The organism is Streptomyces sp. NBC_01426 (assembly GCF_036231985.1).
Taxonomy (GTDB): domain Bacteria; phylum Actinomycetota; class Actinomycetes; order Streptomycetales; family Streptomycetaceae; genus Streptomyces.
In genome coordinates, this window is record NZ_CP109500.1 from 5,897,462 (window position 1) to 5,913,728 (window position 16,267).

The 16,267-nt window shown below is 73.3% G+C and carries 17 protein-coding genes and 1 pseudogene; 11 read left to right on the plus strand and 7 right to left on the minus strand.

What is annotated here, in order from left to right; genetic code table 11:
- The first annotated feature begins 48 nt into the window (after positions 1 to 48).
- From pnuC to OG906_RS26230, 4 genes are read left to right on the plus strand one after another with little or no spacing between them, the layout of a single operon-like run.
- Positions 49 to 681 carry a nicotinamide riboside transporter PnuC gene (pnuC, locus tag OG906_RS26215; RefSeq protein WP_329446240.1) on the plus strand — a complete coding sequence of 211 codons (633 nt, stop codon included), beginning with the start codon at positions 49 to 51 and terminating at the stop codon, positions 679 to 681.
- A complete protein-coding gene (locus tag OG906_RS26220; RefSeq protein ID WP_329446242.1) occupies positions 678 to 1,772 on the plus strand; it encodes an AAA family ATPase in 1,095 nt (364 codons plus the stop codon). The genes pnuC and OG906_RS26220 overlap by 4 nt, the downstream gene beginning before the upstream one ends.
- Positions 1,769 to 2,500, plus strand: coding sequence for an NUDIX hydrolase (locus OG906_RS26225; RefSeq protein WP_267802091.1), 732 nt, complete (start codon positions 1,769 to 1,771; stop codon positions 2,498 to 2,500). The genes OG906_RS26220 and OG906_RS26225 overlap by 4 nt, the downstream gene beginning before the upstream one ends.
- On the plus strand, positions 2,497 to 3,519 hold the full coding sequence (locus OG906_RS26230) for an ADP-ribosylglycohydrolase family protein (protein ID WP_329446244.1): 1,023 nt from the start codon (positions 2,497 to 2,499) through the stop codon (positions 3,517 to 3,519). Before OG906_RS26225 ends, OG906_RS26230 begins: the two co-directional genes overlap by 4 nt.
- Before the next feature lie 56 nt (positions 3,520 to 3,575).
- Here OG906_RS26230 and OG906_RS26235 read toward each other — a convergent pair whose 3' ends face one another.
- Genes OG906_RS26235 through OG906_RS26245 form a run of 3 tightly spaced genes read right to left on the minus strand, consistent with a single transcriptional unit; the run spans position 3,576 to position 5,198 of the window.
- The gene (locus OG906_RS26235; protein ID WP_329446246.1) at positions 3,576 to 4,256 is read right to left on the minus strand and encodes a nucleotidyltransferase domain-containing protein; all 681 of its coding nucleotides are present in this window, start codon (positions 4,254 to 4,256) and stop codon (positions 3,576 to 3,578) included.
- Positions 4,257 to 4,284: 28 nt separating this feature from the next.
- A complete protein-coding gene (locus OG906_RS26240; protein WP_267828772.1) occupies positions 4,285 to 4,749 on the minus strand; it encodes a Rieske (2Fe-2S) protein in 465 nt (154 codons plus the stop codon).
- Positions 4,750 to 4,808: 59 nt separating this feature from the next.
- Entirely contained in the window at positions 4,809 to 5,198 is a 390-nt protein-coding gene (locus OG906_RS26245; RefSeq protein WP_267828773.1) for a DUF952 domain-containing protein, read from the minus strand.
- 134 nt (positions 5,199 to 5,332) lie between these two features.
- Between OG906_RS26245 and OG906_RS26250 the strand changes: the two are divergent.
- The 5 genes and pseudogenes from OG906_RS26250 to der all read left to right on the plus strand — a co-directional run.
- A pseudogene (locus OG906_RS26250) lies at positions 5,333 to 5,797 on the plus strand (YidB family protein); the annotation flags it as partial.
- 116 nt (positions 5,798 to 5,913) lie between these two features.
- Positions 5,914 to 7,002, plus strand: coding sequence for a prephenate dehydrogenase (locus OG906_RS26255; RefSeq protein ID WP_267800364.1), 1,089 nt, complete (start codon positions 5,914 to 5,916; stop codon positions 7,000 to 7,002).
- Positions 7,003 to 7,198: 196 nt separating this feature from the next.
- Complete coding sequence (gene cmk, locus OG906_RS26260; RefSeq protein ID WP_329446254.1) at positions 7,199 to 7,933, plus strand: (d)CMP kinase; 735 nt, start codon at positions 7,199 to 7,201, stop codon at positions 7,931 to 7,933.
- Between the two features lie 56 nt (positions 7,934 to 7,989).
- Complete coding sequence (locus tag OG906_RS26265; RefSeq protein WP_329448142.1) at positions 7,990 to 8,577, plus strand: lysophospholipid acyltransferase family protein; 588 nt, start codon at positions 7,990 to 7,992, stop codon at positions 8,575 to 8,577.
- Between the two features lie 75 nt (positions 8,578 to 8,652).
- A complete protein-coding gene (der, locus tag OG906_RS26270) occupies positions 8,653 to 10,110 on the plus strand; it encodes a ribosome biogenesis GTPase Der (protein WP_329446256.1) in 1,458 nt (485 codons plus the stop codon).
- Between the two features lie 25 nt (positions 10,111 to 10,135).
- On the opposite strand, the gene OG906_RS26275 is transcribed toward der, so the two are convergent.
- Entirely contained in the window at positions 10,136 to 10,519 is a 384-nt protein-coding gene (locus tag OG906_RS26275; RefSeq protein ID WP_329446258.1) for a hypothetical protein, read from the minus strand.
- Positions 10,520 to 10,749: 230 nt separating this feature from the next.
- Positions 10,750 to 11,568: a hypothetical protein gene (locus OG906_RS26280; protein WP_267800360.1), complete on the minus strand. Its 819-nt coding sequence runs from the start codon at positions 11,566 to 11,568 to the stop codon at positions 10,750 to 10,752.
- A gap of 295 nt (positions 11,569 to 11,863) precedes the next feature.
- Here OG906_RS26280 and OG906_RS26285 point away from each other — a divergent pair, with 295 nt between their 5' ends.
- Both OG906_RS26285 and OG906_RS26290 read left to right on the plus strand, forming a co-directional pair.
- Entirely contained in the window at positions 11,864 to 12,670 is an 807-nt protein-coding gene (locus tag OG906_RS26285; RefSeq protein ID WP_443067418.1) for a LysM peptidoglycan-binding domain-containing protein, read from the plus strand.
- Complete coding sequence (locus OG906_RS26290) at positions 12,667 to 13,176, plus strand: hypothetical protein (protein ID WP_329446260.1); 510 nt, start codon at positions 12,667 to 12,669, stop codon at positions 13,174 to 13,176. Before OG906_RS26285 ends, OG906_RS26290 begins: the two co-directional genes overlap by 4 nt.
- Positions 13,177 to 13,690: 514 nt before the next feature.
- Here OG906_RS26290 and OG906_RS26295 read toward each other — a convergent pair.
- Complete coding sequence (locus tag OG906_RS26295; RefSeq protein WP_329446262.1) at positions 13,691 to 14,767, minus strand: phosphatase PAP2 family protein; 1,077 nt, start codon at positions 14,765 to 14,767, stop codon at positions 13,691 to 13,693.
- 235 nt (positions 14,768 to 15,002) lie between these two features.
- Positions 15,003 to 16,118 carry a glycosyltransferase family 39 protein gene (locus tag OG906_RS26300; protein WP_329446264.1) on the minus strand — a complete coding sequence of 372 codons (1,116 nt, stop codon included), beginning with the start codon at positions 16,116 to 16,118 and terminating at the stop codon, positions 15,003 to 15,005.
- Positions 16,119 to 16,267 lie beyond the last annotated feature (149 nt).

Consider the following 16,267-nt stretch of genomic DNA (forward strand, 5'->3'; position numbering starts at 1 on the left):
CCGATCATGTTTATAGTCAACCTGACTATTAAAGAAGGTGGGGCCTTCATGGGCTGGCAGACGAGTTGGACCGAGATCCTGGCCGCCGCCACCGGCGCCCTGTGCGTCTGGCTGGTGGCGCGGCAGCACATCGCCAACTGGCCCATCGGGATCGCGAACAACGTCTTCTTCATCGTGCTCTTCGCCCAGGCCGGCCTCTATGCCGACGCCGGGCTCCAGATCGTCTTCATCGCCCTCGCCGCGTACGGGTGGTGGTCCTGGACCCACGGGGGTGGACCAGGAGCCGCCGAGACCTTGCCGGTGCGCCGGACCACGGGCACCGAATGGGTCGCCCTGGCCGCGGCGGGGGCGGTGGGGGTGCTCGCCCTCACCCTGCTGCTGGACCGCGCCACCGACTCCACCGTCCCCCTCTGGGACGCGCTGGCCGTCGGGCTCTCCCTCATGGCCACCTACGGGCAGTGCCGCAAGCTCCTGGAGTCCTGGTGGCTGTGGATCGCCACCGACCTCGTCTCCATCCCGCTGTACGTCCACAAGGACCTGTACGTGACGGCCGTGCTGTACGTCGGCTTCCTGGCCCTGTGCGTGGCCGGACTGATCGGCTGGCGCCGCGCCCTCGCCGCGACCGAGGGGACCGACGACCCCGAGGGCTCCCGCGGGCCGGTGCGGGCGGCGACGGCATGAGGCGCCACCGTCACGGGCTGGTGCTCGGCAAGTTCTACCCGCCCCACGCCGGCCACCACCACCTGGTGCGCACCGCCCAGGACCAGTGCGAGCGACTGACCGTGCTGGTGTGCGCGGCCTCCGTCGAATCGGTGCCGCTCGCCGACCGGGTCGCCTGGATGCGCGAGGCCCACCCCGGCGCCCACGTCGTCGGCGCGGTCGACGACATCCCGGTCGACCTGCACGACCCGGCGATCTGGGACGCGCACATGGCGATCTTTCGCGCCGCCGTGCCCGGCCGGGTCGACGCCGTCTTCACCTCGGAGGCGTACGGGACGGAACTCGCGCGGCGCTTCGGCGCCCAGGAGGTCTGCGTGGACCCGGACCGCACCCTCTTCCCGGTGTCGGGGACGGCCGTCCGCGCGGACCCCGCCGCCTGCTGGGAGTTCCTGGGCCCCGCCGTACGGGCCGCCCTGACCCGGCGCGTGGTCGTCCTCGGTGCCGAGTCCACGGGCACGACCACGCTCTCGCGCGACCTGGCGGCCCACTACCGCCGCCGCGGCGGAGTCTGGGCCAAGACGGGCTGGGTCGCCGAGTACGGGCGCCGGTACAGCGAGGAGAAGCTGGCGGCGGCGCGGGCCGCGGACCCGGCGGCCTCCTGGTCCGAGGTGTCCTTCGCGTCGCGGGAGTTCCCCCTGATCGCCCGCCGCCAGGACGCCGAGGAGGAACAGGCGGCCCGGCTCGGCTCACCGGTGCTCTTCTGCGACACGGACTCCTTCGCGACCGGCATCTGGCACGAGCGGTACATGGGCGGCCGCAACGAGGAGGTCGAGGAGATCGCCTCCCGCACGCGGCGGGACCTGTACCTGCTGACCGACGACGTCGACGTGCCCTTCGAGGACGACGGGCTGCGCGACGGACCCCATCTGCGACCGTGGATGACCGGACGCTTCCGGGAGGAACTCACCGCCACCGGGAAGCGCTTCCTGCTCATGGGCGGCGACCGGGAGACGCGGTTGACCGCGGCCGTGGCCGCGGTCGACGAACTGCTCGCCGAGGGATGGCACTTCACGGACCCGCTGCCCGAGAACGCGCGGGTGGAGAACGGATGACCACCGGATACGACCCCCACGCCTTCGAACCGTTCGCGGTGACCGTCGACCTCGCCGTCTTCACCGTCCGCGCCGGCGCCCTGCACGTGCTGCTGATCCGGCGCGGACAGGAGCCGTACGCCGGCGCCTGGGCCCTGCCCGGCGGTTTCGTCCTGCCCCGCGAGTCCGCCGAGAGCGCCGCACGCCGCGAACTCGCCGAGGAGACCGGCCTGTCCGACGCCGTGGTCGCCGCCCTGCACCTGGAGCAACTGCGGACCTACAGCGAACCCGACCGCGACCCCCGCATGCGGGTGGTGTCGGTGGCCTTCACCGCACTGGTCCCCGACATGCCGGAGCCGGCCGCGGACGGCGGCGGCGACGCCGACGGGGCCCGCTGGGTGCCCGTGGGCGAGGCCGCCGGACTGGCCTTCGACCACGCCGTCATCCTCGACGACGCGCGCGAGCGGATCGGTTCGAAGCTGGAGTACAGCTGCCTGGCCACGGCCTTCTGCCCGCCCGAGTTCACCCTCGGCGAGCTCCAGGCCGTCTACGAGACCGTCTGGGACACCGCCCTGGACCGCCCCAACTTCCGCCGCAAGGTCCTCGCCACCCCCGGCTTCGTCGAGGTCGTGGCGGGAGCGGCCCGACTGACCGGCGGCCGCGGCAAACCGGCCGCGCTCTACCGCTCCGGGCCCGCGACGGCCCTGCACCCGCCCCTGCTCCGCCCCTCGGAAGGACACGCACGATGACCGTGACGACGAAGAAGCGCGCGGCGACCGGGGCCCTGCTCGGCCTCGCTCTGGGCGACGCCCTCGGCTTCCCGACGGAGTTCAACGACGTCCCGTCGATCCTCTCCAAGACCGGCCCCTGGCGGCAGATGGCCCTGCCCCGCCCGGCGATCGTCACCGACGACACCCAGATGACGCTCGCGCTGGCCCGCGGCATGCGCACCGCGGGGGAGCGGGGTCGCACAGGACCCCTGCGGCTGACCCGACCCGTCCGGGAGGAGTTCGTCGAGTGGTACCACTCGCCGGAGAACAACCGGGCCCCGGGCAACACCTGCCTGCGCGCCTGCCGGCTCCTCGACCAGCCGGAGCGGGACTGGCGCGACGCCAGCCAGATCGGCTCCAAGGGCTGCGGCGCGAACATGCGGGTGGCCCCCGTGGGCCTGGTGCCCGGCTGGACCGAGGAGGAGCGCGCCGGCGCGGCCCAGCTCCAGTCCGCCCTGACGCACGGCCACCCGACGGCCCTCGCGGCCTCCGACCTGACGGCCAGGGCCGTGTACCTGCTCGCGCGCGGCACCGAGGTGACGGGCCTGGTCGGGCAGTTGCGCTCGTACGCCCTGGAGAACCGCACCCGCTACCACGAGCACTGGCTGGGCGACCTGTGGATGCGCAGGACCTCCGACGCCACGGAGCGGACCTTCATGGCCCGCGGCTGGGACGAGTGCCTGGGCGTCCTGGACCGGGTCGCGGCCGCGCTGAAGTCGCCGTCCCCGGAGACCGACCCCTGCCTGGCCACGGGCGACGGCTGGATCGCCGAGGAGGCCTTCGCCACCGCCCTGCACTGCTTCCTGCTCTTCCCCGACGAGCCGCTGACCGTCCTGCGCCGGGCCGCCTGCACCAAGGGCGACTCCGACTCCATCGCCTGCCTGGCCGGCGCCTTCGCGGGCGCCCACCTCGGCGCGGACGTCTGGCCCCGGGACTGGGAGGGCCGCATCGAGTACCGCGACGAACTCCTGGCCCTCGGGGCCCTCTGGGACGCCTGAGCCGATCCCGACCCGGCCGGGCCCGCCCCGCGGCGCCGTGACCCGCCATCAGCGGGTCACGCCGCCGAACTCCGGCGGGCACGGATCAGGAAGTCCTCCACCCGGGCGTGGTCCGGCTCCGCCGGCAGGGGACTGCCGGCGAGGGCCGCCTCCGCCTCCCCGGTCAGGCGGGACATCCAGGAGTCCACCTCCGCCCAGCCCACCTCACCGCGCCGCACCGCCAGGAGACGCTCCCGGTCGGCGCCGGCGTCGATCTCCAGGCGGCCCGTGCGCAGCAGGTCGCGACAGGACCCGAGCAGGCGCAGCAGGTGCATGGCGTGCTTCCAGCGCGGCGCGCCGTGGGTGCGCACGTCCGCGAGGAGCTTGCCGTGCTGACCGGCCGCGTAGCGGGTGAACGTGACGTGGGCCCGGCGGGAGAGGAAGGCCCCGCGCAGGGACAGGAGTTCCTCGCCGACCGGGGTGACCCGCTCCACCAGCGGGGAGTGCAGGCACTCCAGGATGTTCGGGTTGGCGCGCACCGCCAGTTCGCAGAAGCGCTCCAGCTCCCAGGAGAACTCCTCGTCCCGCGGCCCCTCCACGTGCGTGGGCGGCTTCTCGAAGCGCCAGAACAGCGGCGTGGGGGCGAGGTAGACACCGCGCACGTCGGTGTCGCTCGCCTCCGTCGCCAGCCCGAACGCGCGGGAGCCCATCACGCAGGAGTAGACGGTGTGGTCCCGGACGAGGGTGAGGTCGTTCATCCCGGGAGAGTAGGCGGACGCCCCCGCGCTACGCGAGGGAGATTTCACCGCCCGGGGACACGACGATCTTCTTCTCGGCGAGCCCGGTGGCGGCCGGACCCTTGGTCACCGCGCCGTCCGTGATCTCGAACTTGCTGCCGTGGCAGGGGCAGTCGATGCTGCCGTTCTCCACCTTGTTCACCAGGCACCCCTGGTGGGGGCAGACGGCGGTGAAGCAGCGGAAGGACCCGGCCGTCGGCTGGGTCACCACGAGTTTCTGCTCCTTGAGCACGGTGCCGCCGCCGACCGGTACGGACGAGGACTTCACCAGCGCGGCGCCCCCGGCCGAGGACCCGGCGGGCGAGGACCCGGCGTCCTGTGGGGTCGATCCGGTACCCGCCTCGCTCGCGGGCTTCTCGGAGGACGTGCCGCACGCCGTGAGGGCACCGCCCGTGAGGGCCACCGCCCCTGCCGCCAGTACGGTGCGCCGGGCGGTCCGTGTGGGGTCGCTCATGACTGTCTCCTCGCTGTGTGGCCAGGCTGGGCGAGCAGCATCCTGGTCTGCGGCGGGCTTCAGGAGAAGTCCGCCGCGCCAGGCTCTTCGCTGCCGTGCGGCGCGCGTCGGTCGCCCGACTGCCACGGTTCCCATGTGGCAGGAGTGCCGGGTGTGCGCACCACCTCCCACACGCGTACCACCGCATCCCGGTTCAACGGGCCGTGGACATGGGGGTAGAGGCCGCCTGATTCACCCTCCCGGCGGACCTCGGCGGTCAGCGCCGCCTCGTCCAGCTCCACGGTCAGCAGGGTGCCGGGGGTGTCCCGGTAGTACGCCTCGGTGATCGCGAGAGCCGTCGCACGGTCCGCCGAGCAGTGCACGAAACCCTCGGAATCGAGCGAGGCGGGGGCGTACGGGAGCTCGGGCGCGGCCGTCCAGTCGGTGAGCGCGACGATGTGGAAGATCATGCCGATCGTTCTACCCCAGGTGCCCCGGGGGCGGGTTCGGGGGCCGTGCGCCAAGTGGCGTCATGGGGTGATCCGGGTGAGATTGTCCCTGTCTCGAAGCCGGCGGCGCCGTACGAGCGCGGACCGGTCCCTCTCCGAAAGGCATGACGATGGCGGGTAACGACCTCGGTTCTCTCCTGGGCTCGCTCCTCGGCGGCAGCGGCGGCGGCCAGGCGGGTGGCGGCGGCGGTGGCGGCAACATCCTCGGCGCCCTGCTCGGTGCGCTCACCGGCGGTGGCGGTGGCGGCGGAGCCCAGGCGGCCGGCGGCGGCAACAACCCGCTCGGCGGGCTGATGGACATGCTGACCAAGTCCGGCCTCGTCGACCAGGCCCAGTCGTGGGTCGGCACCGGCGAGAACAAGGCCGTCACCGGCGCGCAGATCGCCGAGGCACTGCCGAACGAGACCCTGCAGAAGGTGGCCGAGCAGACGGGCGTCAGCCCCGAGCACGCCGCCGATCAGATCGCCCAGTCGCTGCCCCGGGCCGTGGACAAGCTGACCCCCGACGGATCGCTGCCCTCCGGATCGCTGGAGGACATCATCCGGCAGCAGAAGCTCTAGGCCCCGTCCGCGAGGGCCCGGCGGTCGTCCCACGGGTCGGCCGCCGGGCCCTCGCGCCGCGCGCGCCGGCTACCCTGAGTCAGGCCCGCCGTCACGCGATCATCCTGGAGCAGCTCGTGAGAACCGCCGTCGTCATCGGAACCGGACTGATCGGCACCTCCGCGGCGCTCGCCCTGACCGCCCGCGGCATCACCGTGCACCTCGTCGACCACGACCCGGCGCAGGCGCGTACGGCCGCCGCCCTGGGCGCCGGCACGGACGAGGCCCCCGAGCACAAGGTGGACCTGGCGATCGTGGCCGTCCCGCCCGCCCACGTCGCGACGGCGCTGGCCGACGCGATCGGCCGGGACCTGGCCCGCGCCTACGTGGACGTGGCCAGCGTCAAGGGCGGCCCGCGCCGGGAACTCACGGCCATGGGCGTGGACGCGAGCACCTACATCGGCACGCACCCGATGGCCGGCAAGGAGCGGTCCGGGCCGCTCGCCGCGACCGCCGACCTGTTCGAGGGCCGCCCGTGGGTGCTGACGCCGACCCGGGACACCGACCACGAGGTGCTGAACCTCGCGCTGGAACTGGTGGCGCTGTGCCGGGCCGTCCCGGTGGTGATGGACGCGGACGCCCACGACCGCGCGGTGGCCCTCGTCTCGCACACCCCCCAACTGGTGTCGAGCATGGTGGCGGCCCGACTGGAGGAGGCCGACGAGACGGCCGTCCGACTGTGCGGGCAGGGCATCCGGGACGTCACGCGGATCGCGGCGTCGGACCCGCGGATGTGGGTGGAGATCCTCTCCGCGAACCCGGGACCGGTCGCCGACGTCCTGGCCGGGATCGCCGCCGACCTGGAGGAGACGGTGGAGGCCCTGCGCGGGCTCCAGTCGGCGGACGAGGCCAAGCGCCGGGGCGGGGCCGCCGGGATCGAGGACGTGCTGAGGCGGGGCAACGCGGGCCGGGTCCGGGTCCCGGGCAAGCACGGCGCGGCGCCGATGGCGTACGAGACGGTCGGGGTGTTCATCAGCGACAAGCCGGGCGAACTGGCACGGATCTTCGCCGACGCCGGCCGGGCCGGCGTGAACATCGAGGACGTGCGGATCGAGCACGCGACGGGACAGCAGGCCGGTCTCGTACAGCTGATGGTGGAGCCCCGCGCGGTGGCGCCCCTGGAGGCCGAACTGCGCGAGCGCGGCTGGGCGCTGCGCCAGCAGTAACCCCCCGAGCCGCGGCCGGTACCGCCGGGGTACCCGGCCGCGGCCTCGTATTCCCGCCGGTCACCGCCCTTCCCGGGCGTCGACGCGGGCCCGTCCCTCCCGGGCGGGACGGGGAGCGGCCAGGGCCCGGTAACCTGGGGAGGGGCGCTATTGGCGCGCCCGGACACGTACGCGCAACCAGGAAGGTGCCCGCACCGTGGAATCCGCAGCTCCGTCCGCCGTGATCGTCGCCATCGACGGTCCCTCCGGCACGGGCAAGTCCAGCACCTCCAAGGCCGTGGCCGCCAAGCTCGGGCTGCGCTACCTGGACACCGGTGCCCAGTACCGGGCCATCACCTGGTGGATGATCACCAACGGCGTCGACATCGACGACCCGCAGGCCATCGCCCTCGCCGCGGACAAGCCCGCCATCGTGTCCGGCACGGACCCGTCCGCGCCCACCATCACCGTCGACGGACTGGACGCCTCCGGCCCCATCCGCACCCGGGACGTCACCTCCAAGGTCAGCGCCGTCAGCGCCGTCCCCGAGGTGCGCGCCCTGATCACCCGACTCCAGCGCTCGATCGCGGCCGAGGCCGCCGAGAGCGCCGAGGGCATCGTCGTGGAGGGCCGCGACATCGGCACCACGGTCCTGCCCGACGCCGACCTCAAGGTCTTCCTGACCGCCTCGGCCGAGGCCCGCGCCGCCCGCCGCAGCGGCGAACTGCGCGGCAAGGAGGCCGTGGACCTCGCGGCCACCAAGGAAGCCCTGATCAAGCGGGACGCCGCCGACTCCGGTCGCAAGACGTCCCCGCTGGCCAAGGCCGACGACGCGGTCGAGGTGGACACCACCGAGCTCACGCTCGACCAGGTCATCGAATGCGTGGTGACGCTGGTCGCGGAGCGGCAGAGCGCGGCCGAGGACGCCGGGAAGCGGGCGGGTCGCCAGTGAGCGGAACGCCCTCCCTCAAGGGTGCGGCGGTCGGCCGGAGGATCGGCATCGGGCTGATGTACGGGCTGTGGAAGCCGCGCGTACTGGGAGCCTGGAAGGTGCCCGCGAAGGGCCCCGTCATCCTCGCCGTGAACCACTCCCACAACATAGACGGGCCCATGGTGATGGGGACCGCGCCGCGACCGCTGCACTTCCTGATCAAGAAGGAAGCGTACGTGGGTCCCCTCGGCCCGTTCCTCGACGGCATCGGGCAGGTGAAGGTCGACCGCACCGGCGCCGACCGCACCGCCATCGCCCGCGCCCTCGACGTGCTCGACAACGGCGGCGCCCTGGGGATCTTCCCCGAGGGCACCCGGGGCGAGGGCGACTTCGCCTCGCTCCGCGCCGGCCTCGCGTACTTCGCGGTGCGCAGCGGCGCCCCCGTCGTGCCCGTCGCCGTGCTCGGCAGCACCGAGAGCCGCGGCCGGCTCGTGAAGGGCCTGCCGGCCCTCAAGAGCCGGGTCGACGTGGTCTTCGGCTCCGCCTTCGACGCCGGGGACGGCACGGGCCGTCGCACCCGCACCGCCTTGGACGAGGCCACCGTACGCATCCAGGACCGGCTGACCGCCCACCTGGCCGACGCCAAGCGCCTCACCGGGCGCTGAGCGAGACTTGACCCAGTAGTGGAACCGCGCCGCGCGGGTACCACCGATCACCACGAACGACGAGGAACGGACTTCATGAACGACCAGCACGACCACGGAGCACTTGGCGACGCCGAGTACGCGGAGTTCATGGAGCTCGCCGCGGAAGAAGGCTTCGACGTCGAGGACGTCGAAGGCGCCCTGGAGGAGGCGGGCCACGGCCCGCTGCCCGTCCTCGCCGTCGTCGGCCGGCCGAACGTCGGCAAGTCGACCCTGGTGAACCGCATCATCGGCCGCCGCGAGGCCGTCGTCGAAGACAAGCCGGGCGTCACCCGCGACCGCGTCACCTACGAGGCCGAATGGGCCGGCCGCCGCTTCAAGGTCGTCGACACCGGCGGCTGGGAACAGGACGTCCTCGGCATCGACGCCGCCGTCGCCGCCCAGGCCGAGTACGCCATCGAGAGCGCCGACGCGGTCGTCTTCGTCGTGGACGCCAAGGTCGGCGCCACCGACACCGACGAGGCCGTCGTCAGGCTGCTGCGCCGGGCCGGCAAGCCCGTCGTGCTCTGCGCCAACAAGGTCGACGGCCAGAGCGGCGAGTCCGACGCGGCGTCCCTGTGGTCGCTGGGCCTCGGCCTGCCGCACCCGGTCTCCTCCCTGCACGGCCGCGGCACGGGCGACATGCTCGACGCCGTCCTGGAGGCCCTCCCCGAGGCCCCCTCGCAGACCTTCGGCACCGCCATCGGCGGCCCCCGCCGCATCGCGCTGATCGGCCGCCCCAACGTCGGCAAGTCCTCGCTCCTGAACAAGGTCGCGAAGGAGGACCGCGTCGTCGTCAACGAACTGGCCGGCACCACCCGCGACCCGGTCGACGAGCTGATCCAACTCGGCGGGGTCACCTGGAAGTTCGTGGACACCGCGGGCATCCGCAAGAAGGTCCACCTCCAGCAGGGCGCCGACTACTACGCCTCGCTGCGCACGGCCGCCGCCGTGGAGAAGGCGGAGGTCGCGGTCATCCTGATCGACTCGACCGAGACCATCAGCGTCCAGGACCAGCGCATCATCACCATGGCCGTCGAGGCGGGCCGCGCGGTCGTGATCGCGTACAACAAGTGGGACGAGCTCGACGAGGAGCGCCGCTACTACCTCGAACGCGAGATCGAGACCGAGATGCAGCAGGTCGCCTGGGCGCCCCGCGTCAACGTCTCGGCCCTCACCGGCCGCCACATGGAGAAGCTGGTCCCGGCGATCGAGACCGCGCTGGCAGGCTGGGAGACGCGCGTCCCCACCGGTCGACTGAACGCGTTCCTCGGCGAGGTCGTCGCCGCCCACCCGCACCCGATCCGCGGCGGCAAGCAGCCCCGCATCCTGTTCGGGACCCAGGCGGGAAGCAAGCCGCCGCGCTTCGTCCTCTTCGCCTCCGGCTTCCTGGAGCACGGCTACCGCCGCTTCATCGAGCGCCGGTTGCGCGAGGAGTTCGGTTTCGCCGGCACCCCCATCCACATCTCGGTGCGGGTGCGCGAGAAGCGCGGCGCGCAGTACAAGAAGAAGTAGGCGTACGCGCCGACTGCCGCCGGGGTCAGTAGCCCCGGCGCGGAGCGGGCGGCAGGGCCGCCGGGACGTGTTGCATCCCGGTCTGGTGCTGCCGCCCGTTGGCGTATCCCTGGCCGGAGCCCGTGGAGTGGGCGTACGAGGGCAGCGGGGCCGGGACGTACGGGGCGGGCTGCCAGGCCTCCACCTGCTGCCAGGAGGGCGTGCTCCAGGCGGCCGCGTACGAGCCGCCTCCCGCCCCGGACCCGCCGTGGGCGCCCCCGTAAGAGAAGGCCGTGAAGCCGAGGTCCTCCTCGCCCGTACGGTCACCCGGCAGGGTCCGGAAGGCGCGCAGATACTCCGAGTACAACGTGTCGTAGATCGGGGTGTGCGAGGCGATCGGGGCGATGTCCCGATCCCGGGAGGGGCGCATCGGGGGGACGGTGCTCGAATGGGACGGGGCGCGGGAGACGTCGTGTGAATGCACGTATCAGCCAACGAACCCGGGGCTCTGCGGATGCGGGGTGAACGGGGAGAAAACGCAGATCGCCGGGGGTGCGCGGGACGGACCGCGCACCCCCGGCGCATGCGGTCCGGCCCCTTCGGCGGGGGAGGGCGACCGTTTCGGCGGGGAGTGAGGGACGAGCGGGAAGGGCGCGGGGATCAGGCGCCCGGGGTACCGGCCAGGGGCATCGAGGCGGCCACCAGCTGCCCGTTGGCGGCGGCCTTGTCGAGGGCGTCGCGGAGCAGGTCCTCGCGGGGCTGCTGGCCGATGGAGCCGACCGGAGCCGCGTAGATGAGCACGCGCTGGGTCTTGTTGACGGCGGCTCGCCAGCCGTCGGTCACGGACAGCGCCTGGTGCGCCTGCCACCAGTGGATCGGGCTGCCGCCGGCCGGACCGGGCTGGAGCACGGCGTGCAGCTGCCCGGCTGCGAGGAGGACCGACCAGCCGGCCAGCGGCGAGGGGAGCTGCTTGGTGTCGGTGACCGGGATGAAGCCCTGCTCGATGAGGAGCGGAAGGAAGTCGTCGCCGGGGCCGGTGGTGCCGGGACGGGCGATCGGGGCGGTCGGCTCGACGACCAGCGCGGGGTGCAGCTCGTTGTCGATCAGGACCAGGCCGCTGGTGATGCCGAGGACGGCCTGACCGCCGGGCACGGACTGGGGCGCGCCGCCGGGGGCGACCGGGGAGGGGGCGGCCGCCGGGCTGTCGCCGGTGATGCTGGCGACGGCGCCCTGGAGCTGGGCCTCGGGCACGGAGACCACCTGGGAGGGGATGCAGGTGGCGTGGGCGAAGGCGAGGACCGCCGTCTCCTCGCCGACGAACAGCACGGTGCTGGTGGGGTCGCTCTCGGGGTTGCCGGGGGTGCGGCAGGAAGTGCAGTCGTAACTGCCCGGCGCGTCGTCGCCGACGAGCAGCCTGTCGGCTTCTTCGTCACCGATCTCGGCACGTACCTCATCACTGACGTCGAGCATGCGCGGCACGGAGTGGCTCCTCGGACTAGGCGAGCGGGGGCCGGGGGGTCCCGGCTCGCCGGGCACAACGCAGGAGCGGCGGGGTCGGTCACGCCGTTTGAGGGAACGGAATCGAACCGGCCACCCGGGAGGGTGAACGGCTCGACGGGGGCTTTGTTTTCGTGCCAACTCTTTTCTGTTTGTGCTCAGTTGCCGGTCGCTGCCGGCCGGTTCGCGGGAGGCCGGCAGTCGGCCGTCCGGGTGGGCGCCGGGGCGGTCGCGCGGCGGTCCGGGAGGTCGGCGGTGGGCCGCGTAGCGTGACCCGATGCCCAACCTCCGGATCCGGTGGGTCGCCTCCGCGACCGCGGTTGCCGCCGCGCTGGTGTTCGCCCGCCCGATCCACGCCGCCGCGGCTCCACCGCCCCCGGCCCCCGGCCCCGCGGGCGCGGCGCACCCCGGTTCCCCCGGCGTGGTGGGCACCGGTCCGGGGGACTGCGGGCCGGGCGGCGAGTGGCCCTGGGACTGCGTGGCCGACTGCGAGAGCAGCGGGCGTTGGGCGGTCAACACGGGCAACGGGTTCTACGGCGGGCTCCAGTTCCGGCAGCCGACCTGGGAGGAACACGGAGGGCTGCTCTTCGCGCCGAGGGCGGACCTGGCGACCAGGGAGCAGCAGATCCGGGTCGCCGAGGAGGTGCTCGGCACCCAGGGCTGGGAGGCCTGGCCGGTGTGCTCGAAGCGGTACGGGCTGAGCGGACGCACGCACGTGGTGCGGGTGGGGGAGTCGCTGTACTCGATCGCACGCGAGCACCGGGTGCGGGGCGGCTGGCGGGCGCTGTACGAGGCGAACCGGGCCCTGATCGGTCCGACGCCGGAGGCACTGGTGGTCGGCACGCGGCTGACCCTCCCGGCCCCGCAGCCGACGCACACGGCGCCGCTCCCCGCGCGGCCCGGCCCCGCGGCCAAGCCGACGGCCCCGCCCGCCGGGGCGGCTCCCGCGATCGGCGCCCCCGCGCCGGGCGGGGCCCCGCTGACCGGCGCCCCGGCCCCGCTGACCGGCGCCGGGGCCCTCGCCGACCGGTTCCGGGGCCATTTCTTGCGGGCGCTCCCGAACGCGCCGACCCTGGAGGCATGAGCGGACACGGACCCTCCCGCCGCGTCGCCTGGGCGGTGGCGGCGGCGCTGCTCCTGGCACCCGCCACCGCCTGCACCGCCGCGGCGACCGGGAACGACGCCGCGAGCGCCTCCTCGGCCCCCGCGACGGCGACCCGGGCGGACGGCCCCGCGGACCCGGCGGCGGCCACGAAGCAGATCGAGGAGAACTGGGCCGCGTTCTTCGACCCGTCGGTCTCCGCCGACCGGAAGGTCGGGCTCCTCCAGAACGGCGACCTGCTCAAACCGCTGCTGGCCGCCGTCGCGGACCATCCCCGGGCCGCGGCCGTGTCGTCCGAGGTCACCGGGGTCACCTTCACCTCGCCGACCGGGGCCGAGGTCACGTACGACCTCCTCGTCAGCGGATTCCCGGTGCTGACCGAGACCAAGGGGAGCGCCGTCCTCCAGGACGGCGCCTGGAAGATCTCCCTCGCGTCCGTCTGCGCCCTGGTGAAGCGGGCCGGCGACCTCGCCGTCCCGGGCTGCTGACGGACGGAGCCGCCTGTCGGCGGCGCGGTGAACCTGGACGTCCTGGTGATTCTCCTCATGATCTCGGGTGTGAGTTCGACGTCGTCGAGCCGGTGGAGCCGACCGGGGGATCCGGGCCCCGAGTGACCTTCTCGACCGATCCGTGAAGAACCCGCAAGGAAGCTGACGGGGGTTCAGTACCACTCCTTCGGCGGCTCTCCGGCAATCCTCCGGCTGGAATTCCGTGGCCCTGGAACGGAATGGGAAACAGCCTTCACGGCGGGCGTGTCGCGGGTCGAAAAGGAATGACTCCGGGCCTCTTGTCGGCCACTTCCGGGTAAGTGGGCCCGGGCAAAGGACTGTCGACAATCCGTGACACAAGCGTGACCCGGTACGGAGGAACCTCAGGGCGCAATGCTGACGGACCGGGCAGGTGAACGACAACGGCGGGCCGGTTCGATGAACCGGCCCGCCGTGCTGGGGCGATGTCGCGGAAGGGTCGTGCGTACCGCTCCGCGCGGTGGTCGGGGGCGGCTCAGCCGCCCGCGATCGGCCGGGCCGGCGCCCCCCGGGCGGTGGTCCGCTCGGTGTGCGGCGGCCGGCGGCTGCCGGCCGGGGTGACCGGGGTCCGCTCGGACCGGATCACGTGCGGGCGGGTGGTCAGGTGCGCGGCCGGCCTGGGCGTCGGGCCGTGGCCGGTCGGGGCGTTGGCGGCGGGCTGGCCGGCGGCCTGCGCCTGCGGGTTGGCCGGAGCGGCCGCCGCCTCCACGTTCCGCCGGAGCTGCCACTTGCCGCCCGCGGAGAGCAACGGGGTGAGCGCGGCGGCGACCGGCTCGGACACCCGGCCCTCCTCCAGCCGGCGGCGCAGCAGTTCGCGCAGCTCGAAGACGTAGGCCTCGGCCCGGGCGACCAGCGGCTCGAACCAGGGCAGCGCCAACAGGATCAGCAGGCCGGCGGTCCAGCCGAGCAGTACGTCGCTCACCCAGTGGGTGCCGAGGTACACGGTGGTGGCGCCGACGCTCAACGAGACGACCGCGGACACCACCGACAGCACCCGCCGGGTGACCACGGTGGACGCCAGGTAGGCCAGGATTCCCCAGGTCACGACGGCGTTGGCGGTGTGGCCGGAAGGAAATATATCGCCGCCCGCGAAGAGCTCGGCGGAGCCGATCTCGGTCGCGTAGTGCGGGCCGAGCCGGCCGAGGCCGATCTTCACGGCGCCGACGGTGACGTTCAACAGGAGCAGCGCCACGCCGAGGGTGATCAGCGGGCGGAGGGTGTGCTGCCGCCAGGAGCGCCAGCCGAGCCAGGCCGCGACCATGACGGCGGTGGGCCCGCGCTGACCGAGTACGACGAGGTAGTCGAGGAAGGCGTGCAGCTGCGGCCACTGCTCGTAGGGCCGGAAGAACATGATCTGCCAGTCCAACCGGACGAGCCAGGACGTGGTCAACACGGCGACCACGATCGCGAGATAGAACGCGAGCGTGGAACCGAGGAGCACGACGCGGTGCCGGCTCATCCGCGGAGTTTGCAGATGAGCCGGTCGCTCTGGTTCCCGGTCGAGCCGGGCGAAGACCCGCTCGAGACGGGTCAGCATATGGTCGGTACGCACTCAATCGACGTTACCGCGCGTCGAAGCTCGGCCCGGTCGAATCGCCGGCTTTGTGATGACCATGTGATGTGGACTTGGTCTCACGCGGTACTTAATTCCCGTTATTCCACTGCCGATTGAAACGCCCGCAGGGCGATTATCGACCCACTTACCGGTCGTTTATCACCGCAGGTCAATTACTTTACTCAAGCATGGATCGGAATGATCCCTTCCGTGACCGCGGCCCCGGCCGGGCTCACGGGGGCCCCGACCCGTTGAGCCAGAAGGCCCCGTACGCCGCGGAGACCGAGGCCACCGCGCCCAGCACCGCGACCGCCCGCCCCGTCCGCAGCCGGGCCAGCGCCGCGGCCACCGGCAGCATCAGCGGGAAGGCGGGGAGCAGCAGCCGGGGCTTGGACCCGAAGTACCCGGACGCGCACAGCGCCAGCGCCACCACGATCCCGCAGTAGACGAGCAGGGCCGCGGGCTGGCGTTGCCGTACGCACAGCCGGTACAGCCACAGCACCAGCGCCACCCCCGCGATGAGCCCGATCCCGGCCGCGAACGCCGGCGAGGCCAGTCGGGCCCCGATGAACCGGGCGAAGGCCCAGCCCCCGTCGAACCCGTTGCCCCAGCCGCCCTGCACGTCGAGGTAGCCCAGCAGGCCGTCGCCGGTGCGCGCCCCGACCCACAGCACGTACGCCGCCGCGCCGAGCGGGGCCAGCAGCGCCCCCACCGCCATCCGCCAGGACCGCTCCCCGTGCCGCAGGGCCAGTACCGCCGCGACCCACACCGCCGCGACCACAGCGGCGCCGACCGGGCGGGTCAGCCCGGCCGCCGCCGCGAGCAGGCCCGCCGTGATCCAGCGGCCGCGCAGGACCCCGTACAGGGACCAGGCCGCGAGGGCGGTGAACAGCGACTCGCTGTACGCCATGGACTGCACGATCGCGACCGGCAACGCCGCCCAGGCGGCGACGGCCAGCACCCCGACCCGGCGGCCGTACAGGGAGTCGGCGACCGCGAAGATCCCCCAGGCCGCCGCGAGCCCCGCGACGGCGGAGACCACCAGGCCGGCCGAGCCGTACGAGAAGCCGGTCACCGCCGCCACCAGGCGCTCCAGCCAGGGCAGCAGGGGGAAGAACGCCAGGTTGGAGTGGACGTCGCCGTTCGGCAGGAGCACCTCGTACCCGTAGCCCTCGGCGGCGATCCGGGCGTACCAGAGGGAGTCCCAGCGCGCCGACAGCAGTGTGTGCGGGCTGCTGTCGACCGCCGCCCCCCACAGCGCGAGCACGCTCAGCCCGAGCAGCCTGACCGCCGCGAACGCGGCCAGGGCGGGCGCGGCCCGACGAAATCCAAGATCCTTCACGGGCATGATTATCGACGCCGGCCCACCCGGCGCCGGACCAGAACCACGGCCCGTCACCGGGCGTGTACACGAGGGAAGGGAGGGGGTCGGAGCGAGTGGCGCACACCACACGCAGGCCCCCGTCGGGATGAGAGCTTGGCCACGTGTGGGGCAAA